Source organism: Carboxylicivirga agarovorans (genome assembly GCF_050589845.1).
Lineage (GTDB): Bacteria > Bacteroidota > Bacteroidia > Bacteroidales > Marinilabiliaceae > Carboxylicivirga > Carboxylicivirga agarovorans.
Genome location: NZ_JBNGPA010000014.1, coordinates 62,181 through 86,539 on the forward strand (window position 1 = coordinate 62,181; position 24,359 = coordinate 86,539).

27 protein-coding genes and 2 tRNA genes are annotated in these 24,359 nt (G+C 42.3%); 28 read left to right on the top strand and 1 reads right to left on the bottom strand.

Translation table 11 applies throughout. The features are described 5' to 3' along the window. Positions 1-57: 57 nt before the first annotated feature. The 28 genes from ACRD69_RS14860 to ACRD69_RS14995 all read left to right on the top strand — a co-directional run bounded on the left by ACRD69_RS14860 (position 58) and on the right by ACRD69_RS14995 (position 23,487). Positions 58-837, top strand: coding sequence for a polyphosphate polymerase domain-containing protein (locus ACRD69_RS14860; RefSeq protein WP_430815891.1), 780 nt, complete (start codon positions 58-60; stop codon positions 835-837). 11 nt (positions 838-848) lie between these two features. Beyond that, the gene (locus ACRD69_RS14865) at positions 849-1,898 is read left to right on the top strand and encodes a CotH family protein (protein WP_430815892.1); all 1,050 of its coding nucleotides are present in this window, start codon (positions 849-851) and stop codon (positions 1,896-1,898) included. A 119-nt stretch (positions 1,899-2,017) separates the two neighbouring features. Further along, positions 2,018-2,090: transfer RNA gene (locus tag ACRD69_RS14870), tRNA-Gly, on the top strand. 52 nt (positions 2,091-2,142) lie between these two features. Then, positions 2,143-2,228: transfer RNA gene (locus ACRD69_RS14875), tRNA-Leu, on the top strand. A 287-nt stretch (positions 2,229-2,515) separates the two neighbouring features. Then, the gene (locus tag ACRD69_RS14880; RefSeq protein ID WP_430815893.1) at positions 2,516-3,721 is read left to right on the top strand and encodes a site-specific integrase; all 1,206 of its coding nucleotides are present in this window, start codon (positions 2,516-2,518) and stop codon (positions 3,719-3,721) included. 148 nt (positions 3,722-3,869) lie between these two features. Beyond that, positions 3,870-4,841 (top strand): type IV toxin-antitoxin system AbiEi family antitoxin, encoded by a 972-nt coding sequence (locus ACRD69_RS14885; RefSeq protein ID WP_430815894.1) that lies wholly within the window; start codon positions 3,870-3,872, stop codon positions 4,839-4,841. Continuing rightward, entirely contained in the window at positions 4,816-5,655 is an 840-nt protein-coding gene (locus ACRD69_RS14890; RefSeq protein WP_430815895.1) for a hypothetical protein, read from the top strand. The genes ACRD69_RS14885 and ACRD69_RS14890 overlap by 26 nt, the downstream gene beginning before the upstream one ends. 416 nt (positions 5,656-6,071) lie before the next feature. Then, complete coding sequence (locus tag ACRD69_RS14895; RefSeq protein WP_430815896.1) at positions 6,072-6,407, top strand: helix-turn-helix domain-containing protein; 336 nt, start codon at positions 6,072-6,074, stop codon at positions 6,405-6,407. Then, positions 6,404-7,219 (top strand): hypothetical protein, encoded by an 816-nt coding sequence (locus ACRD69_RS14900; protein ID WP_430815897.1) that lies wholly within the window; start codon positions 6,404-6,406, stop codon positions 7,217-7,219. Before ACRD69_RS14895 ends, ACRD69_RS14900 begins: the two co-directional genes overlap by 4 nt. Continuing rightward, positions 7,203-7,868 carry a P-loop NTPase family protein gene (locus ACRD69_RS14905; RefSeq protein WP_430815898.1) on the top strand — a complete coding sequence of 222 codons (666 nt, stop codon included), beginning with the start codon at positions 7,203-7,205 and terminating at the stop codon, positions 7,866-7,868. The genes ACRD69_RS14900 and ACRD69_RS14905 overlap by 17 nt, the downstream gene beginning before the upstream one ends. Before the next feature lie 30 nt (positions 7,869-7,898). Further along, a complete protein-coding gene (locus tag ACRD69_RS14910; RefSeq protein ID WP_430815899.1) occupies positions 7,899-8,207 on the top strand; it encodes a hypothetical protein in 309 nt (102 codons plus the stop codon). A gap of 619 nt (positions 8,208-8,826) precedes the next feature. Continuing rightward, positions 8,827-9,198: a hypothetical protein gene (locus ACRD69_RS14915; protein ID WP_430815900.1), complete on the top strand. Its 372-nt coding sequence runs from the start codon at positions 8,827-8,829 to the stop codon at positions 9,196-9,198. Positions 9,199-9,224: 26 nt separating this feature from the next. Next, positions 9,225-9,533, top strand: a complete 309-nt coding sequence (locus ACRD69_RS14920) for a DUF4134 domain-containing protein (RefSeq protein WP_430815901.1) — start codon at positions 9,225-9,227, stop codon at positions 9,531-9,533. 3 nt (positions 9,534-9,536) lie between these two features. After that, the gene (locus tag ACRD69_RS14925) at positions 9,537-9,860 is read left to right on the top strand and encodes a hypothetical protein (protein ID WP_430815902.1); all 324 of its coding nucleotides are present in this window, start codon (positions 9,537-9,539) and stop codon (positions 9,858-9,860) included. Positions 9,861-9,863: 3 nt separating this feature from the next. Next, positions 9,864-12,257, top strand: a complete 2,394-nt coding sequence (locus ACRD69_RS14930) for a TraG family conjugative transposon ATPase (RefSeq protein WP_430815903.1) — start codon at positions 9,864-9,866, stop codon at positions 12,255-12,257. 99 nt (positions 12,258-12,356) lie between these two features. Next, a complete protein-coding gene (locus ACRD69_RS14935; RefSeq protein WP_430815904.1) occupies positions 12,357-12,668 on the top strand; it encodes a hypothetical protein in 312 nt (103 codons plus the stop codon). Next, positions 12,641-13,390: a TraG family conjugative transposon ATPase gene (locus ACRD69_RS14940; RefSeq protein WP_430815905.1), complete on the top strand. Its 750-nt coding sequence runs from the start codon at positions 12,641-12,643 to the stop codon at positions 13,388-13,390. The genes ACRD69_RS14935 and ACRD69_RS14940 overlap by 28 nt, the downstream gene beginning before the upstream one ends. A gap of 99 nt (positions 13,391-13,489) precedes the next feature. After that, positions 13,490-14,143, top strand: coding sequence for a transcription initiation factor IIA subunit 2 family protein (locus ACRD69_RS14945; protein ID WP_430815906.1), 654 nt, complete (start codon positions 13,490-13,492; stop codon positions 14,141-14,143). Positions 14,144-14,153: 10 nt separating this feature from the next. Beyond that, positions 14,154-14,867: a hypothetical protein gene (locus tag ACRD69_RS14950; protein ID WP_430815908.1), complete on the top strand. Its 714-nt coding sequence runs from the start codon at positions 14,154-14,156 to the stop codon at positions 14,865-14,867. Between the two features lie 30 nt (positions 14,868-14,897). Continuing rightward, a complete protein-coding gene (locus ACRD69_RS14955; protein WP_430815909.1) occupies positions 14,898-15,833 on the top strand; it encodes a TraJ family protein in 936 nt (311 codons plus the stop codon). A 30-nt stretch (positions 15,834-15,863) separates the two neighbouring features. Beyond that, complete coding sequence (traK, locus tag ACRD69_RS14960; protein ID WP_430815910.1) at positions 15,864-16,490, top strand: conjugative transposon protein TraK; 627 nt, start codon at positions 15,864-15,866, stop codon at positions 16,488-16,490. Between the two features lie 23 nt (positions 16,491-16,513). Then, positions 16,514-16,825: a hypothetical protein gene (locus ACRD69_RS14965; RefSeq protein ID WP_430815911.1), complete on the top strand. Its 312-nt coding sequence runs from the start codon at positions 16,514-16,516 to the stop codon at positions 16,823-16,825. After that, entirely contained in the window at positions 16,809-17,966 is a 1,158-nt protein-coding gene (gene traM / locus ACRD69_RS14970; RefSeq protein WP_430815912.1) for a conjugative transposon protein TraM, read from the top strand. Before ACRD69_RS14965 ends, traM begins: the two co-directional genes overlap by 17 nt. Before the next feature lie 19 nt (positions 17,967-17,985). Beyond that, positions 17,986-18,786, top strand: a complete 801-nt coding sequence (locus ACRD69_RS14975) for a DUF4138 domain-containing protein (RefSeq protein WP_430815913.1) — start codon at positions 17,986-17,988, stop codon at positions 18,784-18,786. Positions 18,787-18,843: 57 nt separating this feature from the next. After that, the gene (locus ACRD69_RS14980) at positions 18,844-20,763 is read left to right on the top strand and encodes a type IV secretory system conjugative DNA transfer family protein (RefSeq protein WP_430815914.1); all 1,920 of its coding nucleotides are present in this window, start codon (positions 18,844-18,846) and stop codon (positions 20,761-20,763) included. After that, complete coding sequence (locus tag ACRD69_RS14985) at positions 20,757-21,500, top strand: DUF3945 domain-containing protein (protein ID WP_430815915.1); 744 nt, start codon at positions 20,757-20,759, stop codon at positions 21,498-21,500. The genes ACRD69_RS14980 and ACRD69_RS14985 overlap by 7 nt, the downstream gene beginning before the upstream one ends. Positions 21,501-21,704: 204 nt before the next feature. Beyond that, positions 21,705-22,082, top strand: coding sequence for a plasmid mobilization protein (locus tag ACRD69_RS14990; protein ID WP_430815916.1), 378 nt, complete (start codon positions 21,705-21,707; stop codon positions 22,080-22,082). A 1-nt stretch (position 22,083) separates the two neighbouring features. After that, positions 22,084-23,487, top strand: coding sequence for a relaxase/mobilization nuclease domain-containing protein (locus ACRD69_RS14995; RefSeq protein ID WP_430815917.1), 1,404 nt, complete (start codon positions 22,084-22,086; stop codon positions 23,485-23,487). A gap of 34 nt (positions 23,488-23,521) precedes the next feature. Here ACRD69_RS14995 and ACRD69_RS15000 read toward each other — a convergent pair whose 3' ends face one another. Then, positions 23,522-24,331, bottom strand: a complete 810-nt coding sequence (locus tag ACRD69_RS15000) for a type II toxin-antitoxin system HipA family toxin (protein WP_430815918.1) — start codon at positions 24,329-24,331, stop codon at positions 23,522-23,524. Positions 24,332-24,359: the final 28 nt, after the last annotated feature.

Sequence of the window (24,359 nt, forward strand, 5' to 3'; positions counted from 1 at the left end):
TTTTGCAGCGAATTTGAAAATAGTTGTTAAGGATATAACAGTTTTTAATTACGGACCATGAAGGATTTATTACAGTTAGTTAGTTTTTTCGATACGACATCTTTAGAAGGGATGAGTAGAGCTAAGCTATTAAATAGGATAGATACAAAATACATTGTATCTCCTGCTGTATTAGTCAAAGCTCTTTCTGAACACATCAACGATTATGAGGTTCTTGCAGTTGATGGAAAAGTTAATCTATCGTATAGCACCATTTATTTTGATACTGATGATTTATCAATGTACAAAGAGCATCACAATGGTAAAAATCATAGATATAAAGTTCGTTACAGACAATATAAGGAAACAGGTGATAAATTCATCGAGGTAAAGGAGAAAATTAAGACTCGTACGGTTAAACAACGTCTGAGAATAGATCAGTTTACCTATCCTATTTCAAAAGGTTTAGAAAGCCTTGTTCACGATTGCACGCCCTATAGTGCAGGTGATTTGGAACCAAAGCTTACGACAGATTTTAATCGGATTACCCTGATTAATAAAAAAGCATGTGAGCGTATTACCATTGACCTGAATATTCGCTTTACAAATGATAAGCAATGCAATTATTCATTAGGTAATTGTGCGATTGTTGAAATAAAACGAGACAAAGAAGACGTTTATTCCGGATTTGCCCGTACTTTAAAATCAAAAGGGGTTTTACCATTATCAATAAGCAAGTATTGCCTAGGAACTATTGCTCTTAACAACAAAGTAAAATACAATCGATTTAAACCTCGATTAAGAAAAGTTGAAAAACTGGTTGCTCAGGAACATTCACAACTATCAATGGTTGTTTAACTGATGAGATGATGAGACTGTCGTTACTACTTTTAAGCCTTTTAATTGCAAATACGCTTTTTGCAGGTTCATATGAGTTGGATGCAGCAACAAAAGAGCGTATAAAGCAAACTGCCATTCATTTTTTTGAATCTGATGAAATAATTGAGCTGACAGTAAAAGCTGATTTTACAAGTATCAGAGAGGATCGCGACAGGGCAACCAATGAATATCATGCAGCAACCATAGTAATGAATGATGATGGTGATGAACTGCAGATTCCGGTTAAAATAAAAACACGAGGTAATTTCAGGCTTAAAACTGAGAATTGCGATTTCCCTCCTTTGAGGTTTAAATTTAAGACCCGTGAAGTTATCAATACTGTTTTTGAAGGTCAGAAAAAACTGAAACTGGTTACTCATTGTCGCGACACAAGCGAAACCATGCAAAATACCATGCTACGAGAATACCTTGTATATAAAATGTACAATGCTGTTAGTGATCAAAGTCTTAGAGTGCGGCTAGTCAAGGTAAAATATGAAGATGTGGTATATGGTGATGAATTGATTAAATATGCCTTTTTTGTCGAATCAGTTGAGCAGATGGCCAGTCGCCTTGGACTTGAAGAGGTAGAGATGGCAAACCTTAGACAAGAACAATTGGTTGAGGAAAATATTATACAGTTGGCCTTGTTTAATTATATGATTGGAAATACAGACTGGTCTATTCCAAAGTTGCACAACGTGGCCTTGTTCCGGCACGACCGACATTCACCTCCGGTAGCTGTACCATACGATTTTGATATGTCAGAGTTTGTTGACGCTTGCTATATGCATGTTTATATGGGACGTGAGTTACTCGAAAACAGGTATAAAGGAAAAAAAGTACCACTTGAGACCTTAGAAAATGCAATGGCGCACTATAAAGAGAAAAAATCAGAGTTAATCAATACTATACTTGATTTTGAATACCTGGATTTAGCCACCAGGCAGGAATGTCTGACGATAGTTGATTCCTTTTACCAGGTATTGGCCAATAAGCAGTCTTACCGAAAAGCATTTATTGCCGAAGCTACAAAATAAGAGTCGCTCCTTAATTGATTAAGCTTTAAGCCCTTGTTTTTAAAAGATAGCTAAGGGCTCAAAAAACTGCGCTAATACTGCGAAACATCCCTATTTTTTTATATTTTTGCACAGCAAATGCGAAAATAGCTCAGTTGGTAGAGCACGACCTTGCCAAGGTCGGGGTCGCGGGTTCGAGTCCCGTTTTTCGCTCAAAGGGGCCAAAAGCAGGCCCTCTTCTTTTTCAGAATAATTCTGATCATATGCCCAAGTGGTGAAATTGGTAGACACGCAAGGTTGAGGGCCTTGTGGACGATTTAGTCCGTGCTGGTTCGAGTCCAGTCTTGGGCACTTTATGATAAATATAAAGTGAATCAAAATCGCTCAAAACGAATGTTTTGGGCGATTTTAGGTTAACTGAATAATTTAAAATAAATCATTCAGAAACAAGCTCATCGAGACTAAATCGAGACCTGTTTTTCTACACTTACTTCCTTTGATCTTTTCATTTTTTAGACGAAGTCTCTTTTTACTAGTTGTCATACAAATTAGTCTGATTTAACATGTTTTGCTGTTGGAGTTGTGTTCCATCGGCATTAATTTGTTGAAGCAGATACATAAATTAGGAGGAGATTATTATGAAATTAAAGATTCACTTTATTTTAAAGAGAGGTAAAAAGAAAAGAAATGGTGAATGTCCGATTTATGTGCGCTATACATATTTGGGAAAGAGGGTAGAGAACGCCACAGGAATTTATTTGCGGCAGGATATGTGGAACGCATCTCTTCAGCGATCAATTGCTAAAGGAAGAGAACGAGATGATGTTAATAATCGATTGAGTAAAATTAGAAGCAAGCTAAATGATACCTTTTATAAGCTTGAAGCAATAGGAGATAGATTTGATGTTTATAATATTAAAGAGGACATACTTCAAATAGATACGAATGAATATGTCATGGTTGTTTTTGATTATTACCTCAACTCAATCAGACAGAAATTATATAAAGGTTATTCCAAAGAAACCTTCAAACATTATAAAACATCCCGCAATCGTTTGGCTAAATTTATTTATTGGAAGTATCGAAAGTATGATGTCACACTCTCTACTATAGATTATCGTTTTTTGGATGCTTTTGATATGTATTTAAAAATGGAATGTGGTGCACATCAGAATACTGCCTGGAACTACCATAAACATTTAAGAAGAGTTTTGAATTTAGCTATTTCTTTAGATTACATTGCTTATAATCCTTATTCTCGATACAAGGTTCCTCTCGAACCAACTTACAGGGAATTTTTGACAATTGAGGAAGTGCGCAAAATTGAAACAGCAGATATAGATTTACCGGTTGTCAGCATGATACGTGATATATTTATTTTTGCATGTTATACCGGCTTAGCGTACGCTGATTTATCCAAACTGAATAGCTCACATATCCAAAAGCGCGATGATGGCAACATTTGGATTATTATTCAGCGAACGAAAACAAAAAATCGTTGTATTGTTCCTTTATTTCCCAATGTTCAAAGAATTTTAGATAAATATGATAATCACCCTTATTGCATTGAAAAAGGCACCGTATTACCGGTGTATGTGAATCAAAAAATGAATAGTTATTTAAAGGAGGTAGCTCGTGTCTGTGGAATTGCAAAGAATTTAACAATGCATATGGCCAGGCATACGTTTGCCACTTCAATTTCATTGTCTAACGGTGTGCCAATAGAGACTGTGGCAAAAATGTTAGGTCATACATCCTTAAAAACAACTCAGATTTATGCCAGGATAGTAGAAAGTAAGATCTCTGAAGAGATGATGGAGTTACAGAAAAAATTAGGAATGTAAAAATGATTGATTATAGCAATTTTAGCGTTCATATTTGATGTGAAAAACCACATGTATTTGACAATGTACTGATTATCGAATTTAAACAAATAACTGTGTTCACGAAAAATATTTGTTCACGTAACGTGAACGATGTATATTTGTGAACATGAAGCAAGAGGTTATACATATTGCATTGGATAATTTTAAGAAAACTACCGGGATGGATATTTTCTTAAAAGATAATACACCATTAGATGGAGAGTTGGAAATACCAGCTTTGGGTAAAGGTGTTCATTATGTTGTCGAAATTAAGCAAGAGGTCAGACCACATCAGGTGCAGCAGTTGGAATATAACAGCAAAGAATATGGCAATTTTATGGTTATTGCAAATCAGATTTTTCCAAAGGTTAAAGAAGAATTGAGAGCAAAAGGTATCGCATATCTTGAGACTAATGGTAATACTTTTATAAAAAAGGAAAATATCTTTCTGTTTATTGATACTCAGAAAACAATCTTTCGGACAAAAGAAAAAGGTAATCGGGCATTTACAAAAACAGGATTGAAAGTATTATTTCACTTACTCCATAATAAAGAAGATATCAATTTGCCGCAACGAGAATTAGCAAAATTAACCAAGGTCGGATTGGGTAGCATTCCTCAGGTTATAGAAGGGCTAAAAGAGACGGGGTATCTTTTGCAGCTAAATAATAAGACATACGTTTGGGAAAATCGGAAAGAGTTATTAGATCGTTGGGTAATAGAATATGACACAGTTTTGAAACCCAAACTGAAGAAAGAACGATTTGGGTATCAGGGCAATTGGAAGGACATTGTTTTAGTAAACGAGTTAACTGCTTGGGGAGGAGAACCAGCAGCAGATATTTTAACCAATTACCTTCGTCCGGAAAAATTGATTCTTTATACAAAGGAGAACCGTTTGAACTTAATGAAAAACTATCGCTTGATACCAAAAATTAACGGTCAGATAGAGGCTTACGAAATGTTCTGGGAACAAGATAAAGAGAAGCCTACAGCACCTCCAATTTTAGTTTATGCAGAATTATTATTGGAAGGTGGAAAAAGAAATAATGAAACAGCAACAATAATTTTTAATGAATACATCCAACCAAAGTTATAAAGAGTTGGCCATTCCTTATTTTAGGGAAACTTTTGAGTGCATTGATAAAATAATGAAAGCACGCAATATTCCTTATTATTTAATTGGAGTAAGTGCTATAGCTTTAGAGCTTCTCAAAAAAGGAATTAAACCATGTAGAGGTACCAAAGATATTGATTTTGCCATAATGATTTCGAGTATGGCAGAGTATGAGGGAATTAGTGATGCATTAATTAACAATGGCTATAATAAAGTGAAAGCACCATGGACATTCTACTCTGATAAATTTAATGTGGCAATTGATATTTTACCTTTTGGTGAAATAGAAGAGCAGGATACTATTAATTTTAATAAGCGCTATAGTGATCTGCATGTATTGGGTTTTACCGAAGTGTTGGAGGAGGCCATTTCTATACCAATTGAGGAGAAAATGGTTAATATTCCGCCTTTACCTGGAATGATTATTCTAAAATTAGTAGCCTGGAGCGATAGACCTGAGGAACGTGATAATGATTTGACAGATATTCTTAAAATAATTGAACATTATTTTGATTTAGAATTTGACGATATTGTTGAGAATCATAATGATATTTTTCCAGATGACGGCTTTGATCAAATGAAGATTGCTGCAGAAGTATTAGGAAGAAAGGCGGCAATGTTCCTAGATAAATCAGTGACCTTATCGCAAAGAATTCATTCGGTATTAAAAGAAAATCTATCAGATGCATCTATGTCTGAAATTGCACGAGAATGGTCTAAAAAACTAGATGTAGAAATTGAATATGCATATTCTGTATTAGAATCGTTTTACAGAGGAATTTTAGAGGGAAAGTAAGAATAGCTTTTTAGGAATTGTGTCTAAAGCCTTTTCAGTTTTAACTATACCCAAAGGAAGATGGCCGAAAAAACTAAGAAGTGATAAAAAGTTTATCGTATCAGCTGCTGGCATCGCACAGAAAGCTCAGGATTATATTCTGAATATCTGATTTCGATATTCATTTACTTACAAAGCATAATCTAAGTGTATAAAAGACAGGATATCGCACTGTATTAGTGAGATTACTTTGTTTGTTAGCAGGGTAAATAGTCGTTTATGAAGAATTTACTTAATGCTACATTGCAATTAATCAAAGAAATAGATAGCCCATTGAATGCGAACATGGAATATACCAATCTGACTCCAACTTGGGAACAATAAACGTTCAACCTTCTGAATTTAGCTGCTTACATTTTCATTTAAAACGAAGTATTATGGCACTAAAATCAGAAAGAGACGTCAGTTATGGACGTGAAAAAGTCTATCGTGACCAGATTGTTACCCTTGGGGACCTGAAAGAATTCAAAGAAGACTTATTAACACAGCTCAGCAAAATTGTAGCTGAAAACCTAACACCAACCAAGAAGTGGATAAAAAGCGCTGAAGTAAGAAAGATACTAGGTATCTCGCCAGGGACTCTGCAAAATATGCGGGATAACGGTACCCTGCCTTATACCAAGGTGGGAGGTACGCTCTTCTATGATATCAAGGATATCCAAAAGATGCTCAATAAGAACAAGGTGGCTGCATTGACGCGTTTTAACTCATGAACTACATCCTGCACCTGAACCATGTATTGGAATGTTTCAGCAATGATAAGCGCATCATCCCTCGGCATATCAGCATGTACATGGCCTTGTTTTTTCTGTGGAATAAATTCAAATTCCCGGAAAGCATATACATTGTGCGCCATGAACTGATGCCTTTGTCTAAGATCGGCTCCATGAAATATTACCATTTAACTCTAAGGGAGCTGGATGAATGGGGCTATATTCGTTATCAGCCTTCGAAAAGCATTTATCAGGGTTCAGGTGTGGTGATGCAAACATGTTTCAATAGTGATACAAGCTGTGGAAGTTCTAGTGAAACAACTGCTGCATGTTCCACTGAAACGACCGCTCCAACATCCGGTAGTACAGGTAATGGAACAAGCAGTGTATCCACTGGTGAAGCCATTAATATAAACGCTAATAAAACAGTTATAAATAGTAATAACTCTGGAGAAACAATTGAAAACACTAGTGGGCACCCAGATGAAGCTCAGCCCAGAATCGTTTTTAATGAAGCGTCAGGGAAGAGCAATGAAAAAGTCGATCAAGCTAAGCGTTTTCAGAAGCCCGAACTGAAGGAGCTGAAAAGGTATTTTGAATCCCGAGGCATTGCAGGAGAGGAAGCGATTCGTTTTTACAATCATTTTGAATCCAATGGCTGGAAGGTAGGCGGTAAGAGCGCAATGAAAGATTGGAAAGCTGCTGTTCGTAACTGGATCTTAAACATGCAAAGATACCGTTCGAACGGTAAAAAGTCAGAACAAAATCCTTTGTCCACAACTAATGATAAAAACTATGACGAACCCCTCTAGTCCCTTGAGATGGAAAAAAGATGGCTGGATACATTATAGTTTTTCAGCCTCACTGGCCTGGTTGGAGAAGACTGGGAAAAAGCGCTATGGACAGCATTTTGAAATACAGGAGAAAGACCATGGGATTATTTACAAACTTCTTATTTACGCTATTGGAGATTCGGAAAATATGCTTAAGCATGGCTTACATCCTGCCAAAGGCATCCTGTTATCCGGACCAATCGGGTGTGGGAAAACCAGTTTGATGCACTTGGTGAATTACTTTTTCCCGGTTCATCAACGCTATAGCATACAGTCAGCCCGGCAGATCACCATTAATTTTGTCCGGCAAGGTTATGAGGTGCTACATACTTATACCAATGGCTCCTACCAGTTTAAAGCAAATGGTTACCAGGCTAGGACCTATTGTTTTGATGACATTGGCATTGAACGACCTGTCAATTATTTTGGAAATGAATGTAATGTGATGGGGGAGATATTATTGAGTCGTTATGACCATTTTATTCACAGAAAAATGATGACGCACCTGACAACCAACCTTTCTGCTTCCGAGCTGGAGGGATTGTATGGGAACCGCTTAAGAAGCCGTATGCGGGAGATGTTTAACCTGATTAGTTTCGAACGCAATTCAGTGGATAAACGGCAGTGATATTCGATAATACTTGATTATTTTTGCAGTATGAACGAGCAGACAGAAGATTTTAATGAGTTAGTGAAGCAGTACATTCAATCCATCGATGAACAGGCTGACATTATCCTGTTATTTCCACAAGGTAAAAGACCGGACGAGGAGATTCAAATTTATGTGCTGACAGCGGAGAAAGTGAATTTTGAGCTCGAACAAAACTACTACAAAGCTTGCTATAATCTGGAGCTGGCTTCCAAACACAATTTATCCATTTATCTGTATGCCAGGGAGGACTGGCATAATCAATTGCTTAATACGCCTATTTATCGACAGGTAAGCAATGAGGGCATCGTATTATAAGTGAATGCCCCCGGCCCATTGGGAAAAGACAGATGCGATAAGGTATTGGCCAGTATTATATATTTATCATTCCCCAAAGCGCCCTTAACACACGTCCTAGCCCAGGGGCCTGACAGTTTCATCATTTCGCTTAAGCTTATTGCTTCAACAGACAGGCCTGAAGAAGGCTATTTTCTATAGATGCCCTTTTTTAAAGTCATTGCATAAGATATCGCGTGCGCAAAGCTTGGGCGGGTGGTGTGATGTGCAAAAGAGACGCTTTGCACTGCTACAGTTATGCACATGGGCTTATCGTTGGTCATGCCAATGAATGGAAGGGATTTACTATACGCATTGTTTTATTACAAATGATAAGCTCATTGCTTGGGCCAGTCAATCATGTTATGCCCGTCAATGAAGCTCCACTGCAAAGTGCTTCCTTTTGCAAATGACACCAATCCCTCTTCAATGGGTGGCTTACGCGATATTAATATGCCCCATACCATATCTGAAAAGAAAAATGTATCCCAAGATGAATCCAACTTGGGAATGGGTGTCCAGGAATGCTTGAATCTTTGTCACAAGCTTTTTCTGAAAGCAGAATAGGTATTGAACACCATGTTTCATCAAAAGAAGGCGCATGTTTGGATTAGAAGATATTAGCCATTGGCAATTTGCCAGGGGACTGCTTGTCTGCCTGGCTGGTTACTACATCATCATACTGATGTACCTGGCATTAAAGAAGGCTGCTAAGCCTGAAGAGACAAGCTTTGAAGCGGAGGCTTTGCAACATATGGAGAAGGCTCCAGTACAAACGGTGCGTGCGTCGGATTTTCCTGATAACAGGATCAATCAGGCAACAGCTGATGATAAAGCATTACGAGTAGCCACGAATCATGAGCCGGATTATAGCGGTTATGTGATGGAAACACTACAAGGTCGCCCAATGGAAGAGAAAGAGGCTTTTCTGAATAACATCGAATACCAACTGCAGGAGGGTGATAAACAATAAACGAATGAAGCAAACAAACATATATTATGAAAGAACACAACACGATTAAAAGAGGTCTGCTGGTTCTCTGCTTAGGTGCCATGCGTATGACGCATATACTGGCTCAATCAGCCCAGGGGATTGATCAGGCAACGTCTGAGGTGCAATCTTATGTGGATCCCATTGCCAACCTGATCATTGCCATCGGCGCGGTGGTGGGGCTCATTGGTGGTATCCGTGTTTACATCAAGTGGCAGAGCGGTGATCAGGATACACAGAAAGCCCTGATGGGCTGGTTTGGTGCTTGTCTCTTCCTCATCCTGGTGGGTGTTGTCATACGGGCATTCTTTGGTTAAAGCATGAAGGGCAAAAAAGTATATTCTATCAGCAAGGTGGATACCCGCATCTATGTCAAAGGTTTTAGTGGGGTGTTGGTGTACAAAGCCATGTATGCCATCCTGACTAGTCTTGGGATATTTGTTGGACTCTACCTGCTGACCAGCCCTTTGATCGCCTTACTGGTGGTGGTACCGGTATTAATGGTGATCCTCTACCGCCTGAATAAGATCCAACAGTCACTGGGGCCGGAGGGCTACCTGAAAAAACAGACGGCTAAAAAACTACCGGCCTTTGTAAGCATCAAACAAGAGATCACACAACTACTCAACAACGATAATCATTAGTTCATGAACGTTAAAAGCATTAATGAAACCTTGCCTGTAATGGGTTTTGATGGTGATATACTGTTGTCCAATAACCTGGATATGACCATTGGACTAGAGCTGCAATTGCCCGAATTACTGGCGTGTAGTGCGGAGGAGCTAAGTAAACTGCACGATACTTTTAGACGCCTACTGGCCATGCTGCCGGCCGGAACCTTGTTGCACCGCCAGGATTACTTTGTGGAGCAATCCTTTTACAATCAGGATGGCGGTGACGTTTCCTTTTTAAGTCGTTCTTACCTCCGTCATTTCAAGGGCAGGAGTCACATGCAGCATCAAGCATTCTTGTTTATATCACTGATCAATACCGAGCTCTTAAAGAATTTTTTGAGCTCCAGCCTGATTCAACCGGGTAACACCAAGAAGAAGGTGAAGCGACAAAAGGACCTACTGGAGGAGGTACGGGACAATGTGATGGCACAGCTAAAGCAAGGTGGTATCAACAGCCGCATCGTGAATCAGAAAGCTTTGGCTACGTTGATGCAAAATTATTTGGGCATGCAGTTTCAGGGGCAGCAAGGTATGTTGGGGAACCTGGACTTTCGGGATCACTTAAAAGTGATGAACCATTTTGTGGAATGCTACAGCCTGAGCGATTACAATCATGTGCCCTCAGAGCTTGGTTGTGTGTCCCGGCATCCTGGTACCAACCTGCCGGTCTCCATGGTATACCCCATTAGTTTTGGATTGCCTTTCTCTCATATCAACAACTGCTTTATCTACAAAGGCAATCAGAATGCGATCAAAGCTCAGCTGGAAGGGGCACGCAAGAAAATTTATTCGCTCAGTAAATTCTCCACGGAGAACAAGCTGAATGCTGAGCTCATCAGCCGCTTCCTGGAAGCGGTGCAGCAAGGTGGTGATCCCATTGTGCAGCTGCATGCCAACCTGATGCTTTTTGATGAATCTCTGCAAGGTTTAAAGGAGAAGCGCAGTCAAGCGAGTATGGCCTTTTCACAGATGAATTGCTTGCCATACCGCCATAGTTTTGATCTGCCGCTGATATATTGGGCCAATATGCCGGGTAGCACGCAGCTGCCGGAGACGGAGTTGATGTTGATGCAAACAGGGGAAGCATGTTGTTTCCTGAATTTTGAAGGGGCCATCCAAAACAGTGATTCTCCCTTTTACATTCATTTTGCCGACCGCCAAAGTGGTTGTCCGGTGAAAGTGGATATATCGGATGAACCCATGAAAAGGCATCAGATACATAACCGCAATAAGATCATCATTGGAGGATCGGGGTCGGGCAAGTCTTTCCTGACCAATCACCTGATGCGCCATTATGCCGAAAGTGACAAGTGTCACGTGGTATTGCTGGATGTGGGGCGTAGCTATGAACTGTTGGTGCACTACCTGAATGATCACCTGAAAGAACAAGGGGGTGCCATGCACGTGGAGTTTACGGAAGAGACGCCCATCTCCTTTAACCCCTTTGTGCTGACCGATGGACTGAGCACGGAGCGTAAACAAACGATTTTATCGGTTCTCTACACCATCTATAAACCGAACTTATCGGAGATAGACAAAGATGTGATCGCTCAGTCCTTAACAGCATACTATAAGGAACAGCACTCAGGACACTGCTTTAACACTTACTATGAGTTTGTGCAGCAATGGATACCTCGATTGGTGAAGGAAAAGGGGCTCATGTTCAATTGCGGAGAGTTCTTTTTTATCCTGAGCAAATACTACCAGGGTGGGGAATATGACTACCTGCTCAACAAGGAGATGCAGACGGATGAGTTTTTTCAATGTCCTTTTATTGTTTTTGAACTGGATAACATTAAAGACCATCCTATCATCTTTCCAGTGGCTACACTGATCATCATTGACATCTTTATGCAGAAGATGCGTCGCCTGAAAGGGACGCGCAAAGTCATTTGTATTGAAGAGGCCTGGAAAGCCATTGCCACACCACAGATGGCTGATTACATCAAATACTTTTTTAAGACGATCCGTAAATTCTTTGGTGAAGCACTGGTGGTGACCCAGGAGATCGAAGATGTCATATCCAGTCCCATCATCAAAGATGCCATCATTAACAATGCGGATACCAAGATATTGCTGGATATGCGCAAATTTGCCAATAAGTTTGATACCATCAGCCAGGTGCTGGGTTTAACAGCTTTTCAAAAGGAGCAGATACTATCTGTTAACAACAATCTGCCGGCCAAACGCAAACTGAAGGAGTGTTTTATCGGGCTGGGTACATACTCCAGAGTCTTTGCCGTTGAGGTGAGCCTGGCTGAATATTACTGTTACACCTCGGAGGAAAAGGAGAAGGAGCATATCAAACGGCAACTGCCGCACTACGATAGTTTTATGGAGCTGCTGGAGGCCTTTTCAAGTCCATAAACCAGTGCTTCATTAATAAATAGTCACTGACTCTAAAGAAGACTTGCTTCAGGACGGAAGCAAGTGTATTTATTTTTCAACCACATTAAATCTGTTATCATGAAAATCCTACAACTTATCTTATTATCAATGCTATGCTGGCTTGCAACCACTCAGCAAGTATATGCCCAGGCGCCTGTTACGGACATTGGGGCAGGCATTCAACGTCAGGCCCTGTGGGCTGCCGAAAAGGGTATATTGAGTAAAATGAGCTGGTATAACCTGCTGATAAAAGCCCTCAACGGTGATATCAAAGGACTAACGGGTGAACTGCTGGGTATCGACCAGCAGCTGCTTATAAGGAACAGCACTCAGGACACTGCTTTAACACTTACTATGAGTTTGTGCAGCAATGGATACCTCGATTGGTGAAGGAAAAGGGGCTCATGTTCAATTGCGGAGAGTTCTTTTTTATCCTGAGCAAATACTACCAGGGTGGGGAATATGACTACCTGCTCAACAAGGAGATGCAGACGGATGAGTTTTTTCAATGTCCTTTTATTGTTTTTGAACTGGATAACATTAAAGACCATCCTATCATCTTTCCAGTGGCTACACTGATCATCATTGACATCTTTATGCAGAAGATGCGTCGCCTGAAAGGGACGCGCAAAGTCATTTGTATTGAAGAGGCCTGGAAAGCCATTGCCACACCACAGATGGCTGATTACATCAAATACTTTTTTAAGACGATCCGTAAATTCTTTGGTGAAGCACTGGTGGTGACCCAGGAGATCGAAGATGTCATATCCAGTCCCATCATCAAAGATGCCATCATTAACAATGCGGATACCAAGATATTGCTGGATATGCGCAAATTTGCCAATAAGTTTGATACCATCAGCCAGGTGCTGGGTTTAACAGCTTTTCAAAAGGAGCAGATACTATCTGTTAACAACAATCTGCCGGCCAAACGCAAACTGAAGGAGTGTTTTATCGGGCTGGGTACATACTCCAGAGTCTTTGCCGTTGAGGTGAGCCTGGCTGAATATTACTGTTACACCTCGGAGGAAAAGGAGAAGGAGCATATCAAACGGCAACTGCCGCACTACGATAGTTTTATGGAGCTGCTGGAGGCCTTTTCAAGTCCATAAACCAGTGCTTCATTAATAAATAGTCACTGACTCTAAAGAAGACTTGCTTCAGGACGGAAGCAAGTGTATTTATTTTTCAACCACATTAAATCTGTTATCATGAAAATCCTACAACTTATCTTATTATCAATGCTATGCTGGCTTGCAACCACTCAGCAAGTATATGCCCAGGCGCCTGTTACGGACATTGGGGCAGGCATTCAACGTCAGGCCCTGTGGGCTGCCGAAAAGGGTATATTGAGTAAAATGAGCTGGTATAACCTGCTGATAAAAGCCCTCAACGGTGATATCAAAGGACTAACGGGTGAACTGCTGGGTATCGACCAGCAGCTGCTGGATGCGGTAGAGAATGTGTCGGGACTGATCAAAGATTACCGACGCATCGAAGAGACACGGGCCATGGTGGGCAAGATATTGGAAATTTATACGGAGAAAGTACCGAAGCTGATACAGGACAATAATTTTACGCCGCAGCAGGCGGCCGCCATACTGGAGGCTTTTGACATTATATTGACGGATAGCAGGAAGCTGGTGACCAATGTGCTGAATACCATCACCATTGATAAAGCGTTTATCATGGATGACAAGGCACGTTATGATGTGATAAACGGTATTTACCACCAGGTGCACAGCCACTATGGTACCATCTGTTACCTCTACAACAAAATACTCTATGCTTCCTATATGAAAAGCTACCAGCTGGATGACCTGAAGACCTTCGCTTTTTACTACAGTCTCTACGAAACCAATTAATCCAATAGTCATGAATGCCAAATTGTTATACCTGATGATACTCTTGTTAGTGGTGGCTGATACAAACCGGGCGCAAAGTTTTATCGCCACCAAGGAATGGAACGGTCAATACCCGGAGATGAATGGGGACTATCCTTTTACATTTATCTGCTGGAAAGGCTGGCTGCCACCCAAGGCTCATACCTTCATCGGCATCTTTCCAACGCAGTACTATTACTATGTGGGCTCCATGCTGGCTTACGATGTGAAGAGTTATGCCGAACTGGGGCTGCTGGGTGCGGTCAGCCTGGTCTTAAAAACGATTGATAAGAACACCATGGAAAAGTCGATGCAAGCGGTGAAAGGCATTAAGCTGAACCAGGAGGCACATGAAGCCATTGAAGACTTCTTGCGGCAAAGTCGCCTAAAAGGTTTACCGGATATCTATCAGACCACGCAGGTTTTTGACAAGGCTTACATGGCTTTGGAGGAACTATATCGACATGAGGCGCCGCAGGACATTAGTTGTGCTTTTGAACAGGCGATACGGGATTGCCTGGATGAGCTGCAGATGATCAACCAACTGGATGCTGAGCAAGGGGATAAGGTCAAAGCCATGGAGGCATTAAACCAGCAGGTCAGACAGCTGACGGGCACCATCTACTATACGGCACGCAAGATAGGAAGCAAGCGTCATGAGAACCAGGCGAGGACCTGTCACCTGGGCTTTTTAGGACAGTTGTAATTGAGATTTAATCCCCTTAACACGATGATCATGAACATTGAGAACTTTTTTGAATTCACAGATAGCCTGATTCAAACAGGCATTGAGCATGCACGCCTGCTGGTGGATATGGCAAGGGCCATCGGTGGTATCGCGGCTTTTCTGTTTATTGCCAGACGTATCTTTGAGCAGCTGATAGCTGACAATCCCATTATGATCTTACCCTTGTTGCGTCCCTTTGCCCTGGTTTTAGTCATCACCTTTTGGGGTGCTTTTATCCAGATACTTCTGGTGCCAACGCAAGGATTGACGCAGCTGTCGGAAGCCATCTACAATAACCAGCAGCCACTGGTGAGTGAGAAGCTGCAGGAGAAGCAGAATGCCATCCTGATGACGGACATGCCACTATTTGTGGAGAACGAAGAGAAGGAAGCAGACCTGTGGGATAAGGGCATCAACGTGCTGCTCACCACCTATAACATTGTGAGTGGACGGGCGCTGCGGAATCAGATCAGCTATTACATCATGGAGGGGCTGCGACAGGTGACGGAAGTGGCCTTTGAGGTGGTGGTTTACCTGATTGCTTTTTTACGCACCATCTTTTGTGTCTTGTTGGTCATCTTTGGTCCACTGGTGTTTGCGGTGTCGATCTTCGATGGTTTTCAGGATAACTACCTGCAGTGGATAGCGCGCTTTGTCAATGTGAACCTCTACCTGCCCATCGCGCTGATCATCCTGGCGCTGACGCAACACCTGCTCATCTATGTGCTGGATTTTGAGATTAACCTGATTAACTCCATGGGCATGTACCAGTCGTCGCTCTTTTTTGTGACGAACCTGATCGTGCCGGTATGTGGTATCTGCGGGCTGGTGATGGTGCCTAAGATAGCTACCTGGATCGTGAATGCATCGGGGACCAACACTGGTGGAGGCCGCATGCTCAGAACGGCTGCCATGATGGCGGTCTCCAAAGGCAGCCTGAAATAATCTGATCGTCCAATGAGCTATTGATTCATTATGAAACAACTATTCAACATACAACGCCAGTTCCGGTTCACAGTCTATGTGCTGCTGGCGACCACCATCCTGTCCATTGGAGCAGGGGTATATACTTTTGTGAGCTCCTTACAGCTGGTGAAAGAGTCCCGTAAGAAAATTTACGTACTGGATAATGGTCAGTCTCTTTTACTGGCACTAAGAGCGGATATCTCGGAGAACCGATCGGCTGAAGCCCGTCACCATGTGAAGCGCTTTCATGAGCTCTTCTTTACCCTGGAGCCAGATAAAGCGTATATCGAGAACAATATACGGGAGGCACTTTACCTGGCGGATAAGAGTGCCATGAAACAGTACCGTACTTTCAAAGAGAACAATCTCTATAACCGGGTGATCGCCTCGGATATCAGCATGACTTTGCAGAGTGATTCCATAAGGGTGGATTTCTCGGCATACCCCTATCGATTTAGCTACTACGGCAAGCAGAAGATTGTGCGTAAATCCAATACCACCATCCGTCAACTGATAACCAGTGGTCACCTTCGTAATATCTCAAGGACGGATAACAATACGCATGGCTTTTTAATCGAAGGCTGGATGATCGAGGATAACATGGATATACAAACCACACGTCGAACGAATTTTTAATGGCTTTTATAAAATCAACAGCTATGATGAACAACCTTAAAAACTATACCAAGGCCTTGTTGGAAAAAGCGGATGGGCAAGACAGAGGCCTTAGCCGGCAAAAACGAAAAATCAAATGGATCGCTATTCTGGGTACTCTCTTTTGCCTGTATATTCTGTCGTTTATGCAGCCGCATTTAGCCTTGCATCACCGCGCATTAGTGATACCCGGAGATAGTGTGCTTACGAATGTACCGGGAAATGACAGTACTCAGCTATCCAACAGCCCCTTTGCATGGCCGGTCGATTCCTTTGAACAACTACTAAACAAGCGAATAGATGAAAACACTGATTAAGAAATACAAAGCACTGTTTATCCTGCCATTGGGGCTCTTACCTTTCATCGTCCTGATCTTTTATATCCTGGGAGGTGCCAGTGCTGATGAAAATGAAAATGTTGAGACGAAAGCCATTGGTGTCAACTACCAGCTGCCGGATGCCAACCGGGATATTAGTATCCTCGATAAGCAGGAGGCATACCAACAGGTGAAAGTGGATGAACCAATGGAGCAGATAAAAATTGAGGTGGATACAGCACTCCCCAAAACACCTCTGGAGCTGACAGAAAAGGTGCCGGTGGAGCAAAGCAATGAGCTGCTTATGGCACATGTGAAAAGACAGGAGTTGCTTTCCAGGGAGGCTTTGCAGCTGCAAACAGAAGATGCCCCGACAGGTCTGAGGACAAGTGCTCAAAGGCAGGCAACAGCTCGATCCTCAAAGACAAGAAGTCACAGGGGCATAAGGACTTACCAGGCGAGTGCCAGAGAAGAAGCGCGGACGGCTGATAAAAGAACGTATCAGCCGGGTGTGGAACTGGATGACTTGACGGAGCTGGTGGATGCCCATGAACAGCTCATGCGACAAAATGATTCATTAAGCAGACAGCTTACCACAGTGCCCTTACCTGGTCCTGTTCAGCCAGTGAAACGCAAGAGTTTTGTAGTTGAATTGACAGCAAAGCAGGGATTTGAGCAGCCATCTGTGGACAATCAAAGCATAAAAGCACAGGTGGTTCAAAACACCAAAGTACTGACGGGTAACCGGGTGATGTTACGCCTGATACAGGATACACAGGTCAATGGCAGGACTATTCGAAAAGGCACATTGATCTATGCCTTGTGTAAAACGGATAACGAGCGCTTACAACTGTTAATCACCAGCCTGCCTTATCAAGAGGATTTTATCCCAGTCAGTCTCAGTGCCTATGACCTGGATGGCATTAAAGGGCTTTATGTGCCGGATAATGTGAATCGTAAGGTTTATAAGGATGTGGCAGGCGGTGTGAATCCATCGGTACTGTTCTCGGCATCCGACGATCCTTTATCATACATGGGGGTGAATGCGGCTGCTAACCTGAGTAAGACGGTGATCAAGCGGGTTAAACTCAAACGGGTTTACCTCCGTCAAAACTCGGTGCTGATACTTAAAAACGATTAACTACTTAAAACCAATTACCATGAAACGTCCACTAGTAATAACTCTTGCTATTCTGTTCTACCTGGGCAGCATCGCTCAAAACCATATACAGGTATCGGAACAGTCAACGCTGCACATCATCTGCCCGGCGGCAGTTACTTATGTGCAGGTGGGTAGTCACACAAAACTGTTGGCTGAAGCGGTTCCGGCATGGCCCAATATGGTGCGGGTGAAAGCCATTACTTCCTTTAAGGATAGCACTTCGCTAACGATTTTATGTGTCGGTAAGCTATATGGTTTGATCGTCAGCTACGAAAAACATTCTCCCTTGCAGTTAAAGCTCATGGATTTCCATGGGGATAAACTCAAGGAACTGCCTGATGCGGAGATGCCCTTGCATAAAGTATTGGACAGCATGGAAAAGCTCAAAAGAAAGGAGTGCACAAGAAAGCCTATTCGTACCAGGCAAAGCAAACAAATTGAGCTGTCGTTGGATGATATCCGGCTCAAAGATGACTTATTATTCATCAGGTTGACGATATATAACCACTCCGGTCTGATCTATAAAACAACGACGCCCTCCTTTCTCATGCGGGATAAGAAACCGAAGAAAGCTGCCAATGTGCAGGAATACCTGATCGAGCCCAAACGGGCTTCATCATCCCAATTAAGCATATCTCCAAAGGCTCAAAAGACCATGGTACTCGCCTTTAAAAGTTTCACCATCCCTCAGCATAAGCAGATGGAGATTAGTCTTCAGGAAGGAACGGAGGGGTATACCGGGCGTAACCTGCGTCTTACGTTGACGGATAAGGATATCCTGAAGGCGCCGGTACTATGAAGAAATGAGACCGGATAAATGATAACTCTTAACAACTAACTTCTAACTCACAGAAACATGTCACACAGCGAAGGTACCCAGTTGATACGACTGCATGAAGCATTTCGCTTTATCAGCTACCTCTTGCTCTTGCTTTCCTTTTACCTGACTTGCATGGATTTTTTCATTGCACACAACTTGTATCTGGAAGAATTGGGCTTTGTAGTGGAGAAGCTGCTGCGACTGCATTTTCTATCTGAGTTGGTGCCTTCCAAGCTATTGACCCTTGTTGTGTTGTTGATCACCTGCCTGGGAACCAAAGCGCAGAAACAGCCGGAGCTGACGGTTACGCTTATCGTGCTTCAGATATTGTCCGGATTAGTCTTTTACTGGGCAAGCTTATGGTTCTTGCCCCGACAGCCCCTGGCTTACATGATAAGTTCATTGGTGGCTTTTGTGATGGTCAACGTGGGATTTGATAATGTCAGTAAGCTCATTAGTGTTAACCTGATGAAGGACCGTTTTAACACGGGTAATGAAAGTTTTTTGCAGGATGAGGTGCTCAGAAGTAATGAGTGGTCGGTGAACCTGTGCAGTGAATACATCTACAACAATAAGGTCCGGCAGGGGTGGATCAATGTGGTGAATCCATTTCGTGCGACCATGGTCATCGGCACACCTGGTTCTGGTAAATCTTTTGGGGTGGTGCAACCTTTTATATCACAACACCTTCGGAAAGGTTTTTCCATGTGTGTCTATGACTTTAAATACCCGGACTTGTCATCACTGGCTTATACGCAATACCTGAGGGGGAAAGTCAATGGGTACCAGCCGGTTCATACGCGCTTCTGTGTTATTAACCTGGATGATATCAGCAAGAGTCAACGTTGTAATCCTCTGGCTCCGGAGCTGATGGATAGTCCCATCGATGCCTTTGAGGCATCACGAACGGTTCTGTATAACCTGAACCGGGAATGGATACGTAAACAAGGTGAGTTTTTCTCGGAATCGGCGGTGACCTTCTTCGCGGCTGTCATCTGGTTTTTAAAACGCTATGAAGATGGGAAATACTGCACCTTGCCCCATGCCATTGAGCTCTTGCAACTGGATTACGATGAGCTCTTTGAGATCATGGCCACCGAACAGGATGTGGTGAACATCATCAACCCGTTTATCAATGCACACCAACGAGGTGCCAGTGAGCAGCTGGAAGGGCAATTGGGCAGCCTGAAAATTGCCATATCGAAAATTATCACACCGGAGATTTACTGGATATGCTCAGGCAATGACTTCACACTGGACATCAATAACCCGGAACACCCGAAGGTGCTTTGTCTCGCTAATAACCCCTTGCGCATTGAGATATATGGGGCGGTACTGTCCCTGTTTATCACCCGCATGTTGAAGATCATCAACAAGAAAGGGCAACGGCCTTCTTCCCTGATCTTTGATGAGCTGCCCACCATCTATTTCAGGGGATTGGATACGCTTATCGCCACGGCCCGCAGCAATAAAATATCAAGCTTACTGGGGATACAGACCATCGACCAGCTGGTGCGGGATTACGGCAAGGAGGCAGCTAACGCCATACTGACGAATATTGGTAATGTATTTTCCGGCCAGGCGACCGGGGAGACGGCACGTTACATACAAAGTCGAATGGGCAAGGTGCTGCAGGAGCGTCAGTCGCTGAGTATAAACAGGGCAACACAGTCATCTACTATCTCGACGCAGATGGACTACCTGGTGCCGGAGGGTAAGATAGCCACATTGCCACAAGGCTATATGGTAGGGCAGGTGGCGGATAGCTTTGAGCAGCCCATCACCCGAAAAAGTTTCAACGCCCTGATCAAACCGCGAACAATCAACATAAAAAAGGAAATGGACATTCCGGACTTTTATGCCTTCGATGACCAGTCAAAGGTATTGGAAGGGAACCGGCGGCGTATCTACAATGATATACAGGCTATCTGTCAACAACGGATGAAACCATGCTGATAGAAATTATTGTTAAACCCCTAAATATTGAAATGATGGAACAAAAAACACGTTATGGACTGGACGAGGTACCCATGGATAAACTGGAGAAGATGGGTGTCAAAAGGGATTTTATCGAGAAGATGGATCAAAAGGAACTAAGCGATTTTCTCAATGGATTTCGTTCTCAGAAATTGTACACGGTCAGAGCGAAGATCAATGAGGAGAACTACCGTATACCGGCTAAAATACGCCTTCAAAGGGAAGAGGGTGAGATAAAGGTGCGCATTCATCCGATTCAGCGCCTGCACATACCGGATAGCTATATGGGACATAGCTTTTCCAAGGAGGAGAAGGCGGCGTTGCTGCAGGATAAGAACATTGGCAAGGCCATTGAACTGCAGGATTTCTCCGGTAAGAAAGATATGTATTACATCGGCATTGATGCCAAGACCAATGAGATCATTCCGCTGAAGCAGAAGAATATTCAGATAGCGGATACAATAAAAGGGGTGACCCTGACGGCAGCACAGAAGGAGAAACTGTCCAACGGGGAGAAGGTTCAGCTGAAGGGTATGACGGGACGCAACAACAAGCTATTTTCCGCAATACTGCAGATCAATCCGGCCGAACGGAACCTGGGTTTTACCAACTTCAAACCGGAGAAGACAGCGAAACAGGCACAAGAAAAATCCGAAACACAGAAGCAGGGCATGGCCCGAGACGTCGGGGGAAAGACTGCCAAAGTGGGGGGATGATGACAGCTAATTCATAGTCGAAAAGGAAAAGTGGAAACGTCCTCTTTTCCTTTTTTTAGTGCTCTTTTTTATCCAAAAGAAGTGCAAAGAATTAACCCTTACGAAGTGGACGCAAGATGTGTTTTTGTGTACACACAAAAACGTTTCTCTTGCTCTTCGAGGAGTAGTGAAAATTGAGTGTATGATCAATAAAGAGGATGGAAGATGACTTTGCAATCAGAAGAAAACTTTAAGCGAATAGTGCAGTTCAAAATTCGATTGACCTTAAAGGAGAAGCAAATTATAAGCACTAAAGCGAAAGACGAAAAGTACAATTCAATCAGTGACTATGCACGGGAACGCTTGTTAAAAGAACGTTTAACAAAACGCATCACAGTCAGTGATGACTACATCAGAATTTTTAAGACAATGGATTATAACCTGACGAAAATAGGAACGAACCTGAACCAGGTGGCGCACAAATTGAATGCCTATAACACCTACATGTTGACGGAACAGGATCAACAAACGTTTAAAGACTGTTTTGAGATTCTGAAGGATTGTTATGCCTTGTTGGGGCAGTACCTGCGTAAAATCAAATAGTGTGGTAATTAAGATTCATCAGACGGCATCAACCAAAGAGGCTTTTAACTATAACGAACAGAAGGTGGAGCAGGGGCAGGCTCACTTCTTTCATAGTCGCAATACGACGGAGCTAAGGCCTTTTGTCTATCCGGCATCACAGCGTCTGGCTCAATTGTTAGCCATTGAAAATGGTAATACCCGCTGTCACAACAAGTGCTTTCATGTATCGGTGAATCCAACCAATGAGGAGCTGGAGATACTCACCAAAGAGGGGGTGAAAAAGGAAATAGATGCCTTTATGAAATACATGGGTTACGGGGCACAGCCCTACTTTGTGTATGAACATGCAGATTTGAAACGCAGCCATTTTCATATCGTCTCCACACGTATCAATGTAATAACACAAAAGAAGATCAATGACAGCAATGAAAAGCGGAAAGTCAATCAGTTTATACAGGAGCTGCAACAGCGCTATTGTTTAGAAGTAAAATCAAAAAAAACGGACAAAGTAAATCTGATTCCCACCATTCATAGTACACATCTGCATGAAGGTATTCAACAGGTCTTTAAGCTGCTCAATCAGTCCAATATCGTCAGTCGGCAGGAATACTTCGACATATTGAAAGCCTTTAACCTGGAGCTTTACCAATCAGATCAGGGGCAAACGGTCATAGTTAAAGACAGTCATGGACAAACCTTGCGCCACCCCATTGCCTTATCTCAATTTAAAGAGCCACCCAACCTGTCTGTTAATAAGACTAAAGCGTTGAATGAAGAACTGCATCAGAAACTGCTTCGAAAGACGGAACACATTCTGAAGGACCTGAACAAAAACTATCGATTCTACACCATCGATGAGTTGCGTGAGGCATTTATCAGGCAAAATTTATTGCCCTTTACATTAACGAAGAATGGTAACCTGAATATCTATTCGCCTTTGGATAAAACAGTCCTAGACGCTCAATTTTTATTAAAAAGACACCGAATGCGTCTGCAAGGCTTTGTCTTAACCAATGACCAGTTTTATGCTATTGTCCGTGAGTTTACCCAGCAAAATAAGCTTACAGATATTGTGCACCAGGAAAGGTCATTTGTGAATAAGGGAGTCAATGAGATTGCACTAAAAGGGCTGAATTTGGAGACTTGTAGTGCTTATAATCAAATAGCATTACAACTGAATAGTGAACAGCAGGAAGTGGTGCAAAAGGCCGTGCAGAATCATCTGAAGTACATGGCTGCAAGAGTCCTTGAGCAATCACCATTCAATTCGGGATCACATCGAAATAGGCAGGACAGAAGTCTTTGGGACAAGGTGAACCATCAGTTTATAATGGAGGTTCTTAATTATCAGGATTGGGGGGAGCGTAAAAGCAGGAACCAACAAAAGAGAAATAGTAAACGAAGAAAGAGTAGACGGTTTTAAAAGGATTATTGGATACTTGCATTGTATGATAATCCTATAGCAGGTGTTTGGCAATGTTATCTCTTACAGCTTTAGAAACACCACAGTCTTTTGCAATGTTGTCCCATTGGTTAATAGCTTCCTGCACTTCTTCAATGATGAACTTCGCTTTTTTTACCTTAAAGGTATCAGCCAGCTTTAACAGGTGTTCCTTTCCGGGATTCTTACTTTCGCCGGCGACCATGGTACTGTGAAATCCATAGGCCGAATTTGAAAAGGTCAGGTCATAGGCTGGAGCCAATTGCCACTTGCCTTGACCATCCATTAAAAATGCGAAATTCTTACTGTGGTCATCGCGGTTATGAGCAAACACATTAAATACAGCCAGACGAAGGACTTTTTCATAGGCGTGCACATGACGCTCCAACTGAAAAGCACAATCCATCAGATGCCCATAATCCATGGTGCTCATCCTGAAGTTGTCGTGCATCATACCACAGGCTGTATGCATATGTAAACGTTGCCCCTGGATCCTGTCAAAACGTTTGGTGCCAAAATAGGGCTGTCCTGATTTTCCGGAAAATAATTGGCTTTCGCTCATCTCCATACCGGCTGTCAAAGCCATCTTATAATAGGCATATTCTATGGTGGCTATCTCAGGATTATCAACTGAGGATGGAAATTTAATGATCCAGTCTTCATATCCTTCAGGTAGCTCTTGGGAACCATGAATAAGTTCTGAAGTTGTTTTGTTATAGCCCACCAGAATTTTGGGGCGGGCACCCCCCGAAGATCCACCAATGGCAAATAATTCATCCAAAAGGTCTGTGCTATCACCTTTGAGACTGTATGTTTGTAAAAGCATAAGCTAGTTAAGTCTTCTTTGTTATAAA

Excerpts from the sequence above, each read along its gene's own strand:
- ACRD69_RS15000 (WP_430815918.1), bottom strand. The coding sequence starts at position 24,331 with ATGCTTTTACAAACATACAGTCTCAAAGGTGATAGCACAGACCTTTTG.
- ACRD69_RS14975 (WP_430815913.1), top strand. The coding sequence starts at position 17,986 with ATGAAACGTCCACTAGTAATAACTCTTGCTATTCTGTTCTACCTGGGC.
- ACRD69_RS14880 (WP_430815893.1), top strand. The coding sequence starts at position 2,516 with ATGAAATTAAAGATTCACTTTATTTTAAAGAGAGGTAAAAAGAAAAGA.
- ACRD69_RS14860 (WP_430815891.1), top strand. The coding sequence starts at position 58 with ATGAAGGATTTATTACAGTTAGTTAGTTTTTTCGATACGACATCTTTA.
- ACRD69_RS14925 (WP_430815902.1), top strand. The coding sequence starts at position 9,537 with ATGAAGGGCAAAAAAGTATATTCTATCAGCAAGGTGGATACCCGCATC.
- traM (WP_430815912.1), top strand. The coding sequence starts at position 16,809 with ATGAAAACACTGATTAAGAAATACAAAGCACTGTTTATCCTGCCATTG.
- ACRD69_RS14955 (WP_430815909.1), top strand. The coding sequence starts at position 14,898 with ATGAACATTGAGAACTTTTTTGAATTCACAGATAGCCTGATTCAAACA.
- ACRD69_RS14895 (WP_430815896.1), top strand. The coding sequence starts at position 6,072 with ATGGCACTAAAATCAGAAAGAGACGTCAGTTATGGACGTGAAAAAGTC.
- ACRD69_RS14920 (WP_430815901.1), top strand. The coding sequence starts at position 9,225 with ATGAAAGAACACAACACGATTAAAAGAGGTCTGCTGGTTCTCTGCTTA.
- ACRD69_RS14890 (WP_430815895.1), top strand. The coding sequence starts at position 4,816 with ATGAATACATCCAACCAAAGTTATAAAGAGTTGGCCATTCCTTATTTT.
- ACRD69_RS14910 (WP_430815899.1), top strand. The coding sequence starts at position 7,899 with ATGAACGAGCAGACAGAAGATTTTAATGAGTTAGTGAAGCAGTACATT.
- ACRD69_RS14900 (WP_430815897.1), top strand. The coding sequence starts at position 6,404 with ATGAACTACATCCTGCACCTGAACCATGTATTGGAATGTTTCAGCAAT.
- ACRD69_RS14945 (WP_430815906.1), top strand. The coding sequence starts at position 13,490 with ATGAAAATCCTACAACTTATCTTATTATCAATGCTATGCTGGCTTGCA.
- ACRD69_RS14990 (WP_430815916.1), top strand. The coding sequence starts at position 21,705 with ATGACTTTGCAATCAGAAGAAAACTTTAAGCGAATAGTGCAGTTCAAA.
- ACRD69_RS14985 (WP_430815915.1), top strand. The coding sequence starts at position 20,757 with ATGCTGATAGAAATTATTGTTAAACCCCTAAATATTGAAATGATGGAA.
- ACRD69_RS14865 (WP_430815892.1), top strand. The coding sequence starts at position 849 with ATGAGACTGTCGTTACTACTTTTAAGCCTTTTAATTGCAAATACGCTT.
- ACRD69_RS14965 (WP_430815911.1), top strand. The coding sequence starts at position 16,514 with ATGATGAACAACCTTAAAAACTATACCAAGGCCTTGTTGGAAAAAGCG.
- ACRD69_RS14980 (WP_430815914.1), top strand. The coding sequence starts at position 18,844 with ATGTCACACAGCGAAGGTACCCAGTTGATACGACTGCATGAAGCATTT.
- ACRD69_RS14935 (WP_430815904.1), top strand. The coding sequence starts at position 12,357 with ATGAAAATCCTACAACTTATCTTATTATCAATGCTATGCTGGCTTGCA.
- ACRD69_RS14915 (WP_430815900.1), top strand. The coding sequence starts at position 8,827 with ATGTTTGGATTAGAAGATATTAGCCATTGGCAATTTGCCAGGGGACTG.
- traK (WP_430815910.1), top strand. The coding sequence starts at position 15,864 with ATGAAACAACTATTCAACATACAACGCCAGTTCCGGTTCACAGTCTAT.
- ACRD69_RS14885 (WP_430815894.1), top strand. The coding sequence starts at position 3,870 with ATGAAGCAAGAGGTTATACATATTGCATTGGATAATTTTAAGAAAACT.
- ACRD69_RS14930 (WP_430815903.1), top strand. The coding sequence starts at position 9,864 with ATGAACGTTAAAAGCATTAATGAAACCTTGCCTGTAATGGGTTTTGAT.
- ACRD69_RS14905 (WP_430815898.1), top strand. The coding sequence starts at position 7,203 with ATGACGAACCCCTCTAGTCCCTTGAGATGGAAAAAAGATGGCTGGATA.
- ACRD69_RS14950 (WP_430815908.1), top strand. The coding sequence starts at position 14,154 with ATGAATGCCAAATTGTTATACCTGATGATACTCTTGTTAGTGGTGGCT.